Source organism: Flavobacterium sp. (assembly GCF_043773265.1).
Taxonomy (GTDB): domain Bacteria; phylum Bacteroidota; class Bacteroidia; order Flavobacteriales; family Flavobacteriaceae; genus Flavobacterium.
The window spans coordinates 1-3,143 of the sequence record NZ_JAYVFH010000017.1 but is presented as its reverse complement, the minus strand read 5'-3'; the positions used below and the strand labels follow the sequence as shown (position 1 = coordinate 3,143).

The following is a 3,143-nucleotide window of genomic DNA, read 5'->3' as shown; positions in this document are numbered from 1 at the left end:
TTTGCAACTGTTGTGTTGATGCGTTTGTGTTCTATTAGTGAACAAGCCATGTTTGCAAGCATTGCTTTCCTGTGGCCTGTTTGTCTACTAAGGTGATTGAATTTTTTTCCGTGTCTCATGACGTGTTTTTTATGACTTCATCTTGCATCGATCCACTTTGGAGCGCAAAATATGGAGTGCTTTATTCTTTATCTAATTTGTATTTTGCTAAATCCATTCCGAAAGTTAAATTTTTGATAGCAACAAGTTCGTCAAGTTCTGTCAAAGATTTTTTACCGAAATTACGGAATTTCATTAGGTCATTTTTATTGAAAGATACAAGATCTCCAAGTGTATCTACTTCAGCCGCTTTCAAACAATTCAATGCTCTAACTGAAAGATCCATATCAACAAGCTTTGTTTTAAGCAATTGTCTCATGTGTAATGACTCTTCATCATAAGAATCTGTTTGTGCAATTTCGTCAGCTTCTAGAGTTATTCTCTCATCGGAGAATAACATAAAGTGGTGAATTAATACTTTTGCTGCTTCTGTAAGTGCATCTTTTGGATTTATTGATCCATCGGTTTTTATTTCAAAAACTAATTTTTCGTAATCTGTTTTTTGCTCTACACGGAAGTTTTCAATTGCATATTTCACGTTCTTTACAGGAGTGAAAATAGAATCTGTATAAATTGTACCTATTGCTGCATTTTGTTTTTTATTTTCTTCTGCAGGAACGTAACCTCTACCTTTTTCAATTGTTAGTTCCATATTGAAATTAACTTTTGAATCTAGGTTACAGATTACTAATTCAGGGTTTAAAACTTGAAATCCAGAAATAAATTTTTGGAAGTCACCTGCTGTAATTTGTTCCTTACCAGTTAAAGAAATTGTTACTGATTCATTATCGATATCTTCAATTTGACGTTTAAAACGTACTTGTTTAAGACTAAGGATAATTTCAGTTACATCTTCAACAACTCCTGAAATTGTAGAAAACTCATGCTCAACACCATCAATTCTTGTAGATGTGATTGCATAACCTTCTAGAGCAGAAAGTAAAACTCTTCTTAGTGCATTACCAACAGTCAATCCGTATCCTGGTTCTAAAGGTCTGAACTCAAACTTACCTTCAAAATCGGTTGAATCGATCATGATAACTTTATCGGGTTTTTGAAAATTAAATATTGCCATAATTTAGACTAGTGTCAATTATTATTTGTTGTACAATTCGACGATTAACTGCTCTTTAATATTTTCTGGTATTTGTAATCTTGCAGGAACAGTTACAAATGTACCTTCCATTGTATCTTTATTCCAAGTAATCCATTCATATACATGACTAGAATTAGATAAAGAACGCTCAATTGTTTCTAATGATTTAGATTTTTCACGAACTGCAACTTTGTCACCTGGTTTTAAGTGGTAAGAAGGAATGTTTACTAATTCACCGTTTACTGTAATATGTCTGTGAGATACAATTTGACGTGCACCTCTTCTAGAAGGAGCGATTCCCATTCTAAAAACGACATTATCTAAACGAGCTTCACATAATTGCAAAAGGATTTCACCTGTTACACCTTTAGAAGCTGCTGCTTTTTCAAATAAATTTCGGAATTGTTTTTCTAAAATTCCATAAGAATATTTAGCTTTTTGCTTTTCCATCAATTGAACTGCATATTCAGATTTTTTTCCTCTTTTTTTAGCCATTCCATGTTGGCCTGGAGGATAATTTCTTTTTTCGAAGGATTTATCTTCTCCGAATATAGCTTCGCCAAATTTACGAGCTATTTTAGTACTTGGACCAGTATATCTTGCCATTTTAAATTGTTTTTAGATAGAGATTATGAATTCAGGTCTTAAATCCTTCGATAATCTTAGTTCTATCTTTGTTATACTTAATTATATTAGATATTGAGATTCTGAAATAAATTCAGAATAAATTCAATATAAAATTAAACTCTACGTCTTTTTGGAGGACGACATCCATTATGTGGCATTGGTGTAACGTCAATAATTTCTGTTACTTCAATTCCAGTATTATGTATAGATCTAATAGCAGATTCTCTTCCGTTACCTGGACCTTTTACATATACTTTTACTTTTTTTAATCCAGCTTCTAATGCTACTTTACTACAATCTTCTGCTGCCATTTGAGCTGCGTATGGAGTATTCTTTTTAGAACCTCTAAAACCCATTTTACCTGCAGAAGACCAAGAAATAACTTCACCTTTCTTATTTGTTAAAGAAATAATGATGTTGTTAAAGGTTGCACTAATATGAGCTTCGCCTGAAGATTCAATAATAACCTTACGTTTTTTTGTACTTGCTTTAGCCATATTATTTACTATTTAGTTGCTTTTTTCTTGTTAGCAACAGTTTTTCTTTTACCTTTTCTTGTTCTAGAATTGTTTTTAGTTCTTTGTCCTCTTAATGGAAGACCAGATCTGTGACGAATTCCTCTGTAACATCCAATATCCATTAAACGTTTAATGTTTAATGAAGTTTCTGAACGAAGTTCACCTTCAATCTTGTAATAAGATACCGCATCACGAATTGCTCCGATTTGGTCATCATTCCAATCTTGAACTTTAATATCTTGGCTTACTTGAGCTTTTTCTAAAATCTCAATAGCTCTACTTTTTCCTATTCCGAAGATATAGGTAAGTGCTATAACACCTCTTTTGTTTTTAGGTATATCTACCCCAGCTATTCTTGCCATAATTATCCTTGTCTTTGTTTAAATCTAGGATTCTTTTTGTTAATAACGTATAATCTTCCTTTTCTACGCACAATCTTACATTCTGCGCTTCTTTTCTTAACTGATGTTCTTACTTTCATTGTTAATTGCTTTAGGCTTTATGCTTTAGGCATTAGGCATTGCTTACTGCCTATTGCTTATTGCTTATTGCTTTTTAATATCTATAAGTAATTCTTGCTTTAGACAAATCGTAGGGGCTCATTTCTAGTTTTACTTTGTCACCAGGTAACAACTTGATGTAATGCATTCGCATTTTACCAGAGATGTGCGCAATAACGATATGACCGTTTTCTAATTCAACACGAAACATCGCATTTGATAATGCTTCAATTATTGCTCCGTCTTGTTCTATTGCTGATTGTTTTGCCATAAAAACTAAGCTACTGCTTTTCTATTTTTACC

The 3,143-nt window shown here is 32.5% G+C and carries 7 protein-coding genes; all 7 read right to left on the bottom strand.

Annotated elements, in window-relative coordinates:
- Positions 1-119, bottom strand: a 119-nt coding sequence (locus ACH2BO_RS00905; RefSeq protein ID WP_395042877.1) for a bL17 family ribosomal protein, incomplete at its 3' end; no start/stop codon positions are given.
- 62 nt (positions 120-181) lie between these two features.
- On the bottom strand, positions 182-1,174 hold the full coding sequence (locus ACH2BO_RS00900; protein ID WP_395042876.1) for a DNA-directed RNA polymerase subunit alpha: 993 nt from the start codon (positions 1,172-1,174) through the stop codon (positions 182-184).
- 21 nt (positions 1,175-1,195) lie between these two features.
- Positions 1,196-1,801: a 30S ribosomal protein S4 gene (gene rpsD, locus ACH2BO_RS00895; protein WP_395042875.1), complete on the bottom strand. Its 606-nt coding sequence runs from the start codon at positions 1,799-1,801 to the stop codon at positions 1,196-1,198.
- A 134-nt stretch (positions 1,802-1,935) separates the two neighbouring features.
- Positions 1,936-2,319 (bottom strand): 30S ribosomal protein S11, encoded by a 384-nt coding sequence (gene rpsK, locus ACH2BO_RS00890; RefSeq protein ID WP_395042874.1) that lies wholly within the window; start codon positions 2,317-2,319, stop codon positions 1,936-1,938.
- Between the two features lie 8 nt (positions 2,320-2,327).
- A complete protein-coding gene (gene rpsM, locus ACH2BO_RS00885) occupies positions 2,328-2,702 on the bottom strand; it encodes a 30S ribosomal protein S13 (protein ID WP_395042873.1) in 375 nt (124 codons plus the stop codon).
- 2 nt (positions 2,703-2,704) lie between these two features.
- On the bottom strand, positions 2,705-2,821 hold the full coding sequence (gene ykgO / locus ACH2BO_RS00880; RefSeq protein WP_081932050.1) for a type B 50S ribosomal protein L36: 117 nt from the start codon (positions 2,819-2,821) through the stop codon (positions 2,705-2,707).
- 74 nt (positions 2,822-2,895) lie between these two features.
- Entirely contained in the window at positions 2,896-3,111 is a 216-nt protein-coding gene (gene infA / locus ACH2BO_RS00875; RefSeq protein WP_011963449.1) for a translation initiation factor IF-1, read from the bottom strand.
- Between the last annotated feature and the right edge of the window lie 32 nt (positions 3,112-3,143).

Coding starts and splice junctions, on each gene's coding strand:
- ACH2BO_RS00900 (WP_395042876.1), bottom strand. CDS start 1,174: ATGGCAATATTTAATTTTCAAAAACCCGATAAAGTTATCATGATCGAT.
- rpsD (WP_395042875.1), bottom strand. CDS start 1,801: ATGGCAAGATATACTGGTCCAAGTACTAAAATAGCTCGTAAATTTGGC.
- rpsK (WP_395042874.1), bottom strand. CDS start 2,319: ATGGCTAAAGCAAGTACAAAAAAACGTAAGGTTATTATTGAATCTTCA.
- rpsM (WP_395042873.1), bottom strand. CDS start 2,702: ATGGCAAGAATAGCTGGGGTAGATATACCTAAAAACAAAAGAGGTGTT.
- ykgO (WP_081932050.1), bottom strand. CDS start 2,821: ATGAAAGTAAGAACATCAGTTAAGAAAAGAAGCGCAGAATGTAAGATT.
- infA (WP_011963449.1), bottom strand. CDS start 3,111: ATGGCAAAACAATCAGCAATAGAACAAGACGGAGCAATAATTGAAGCA.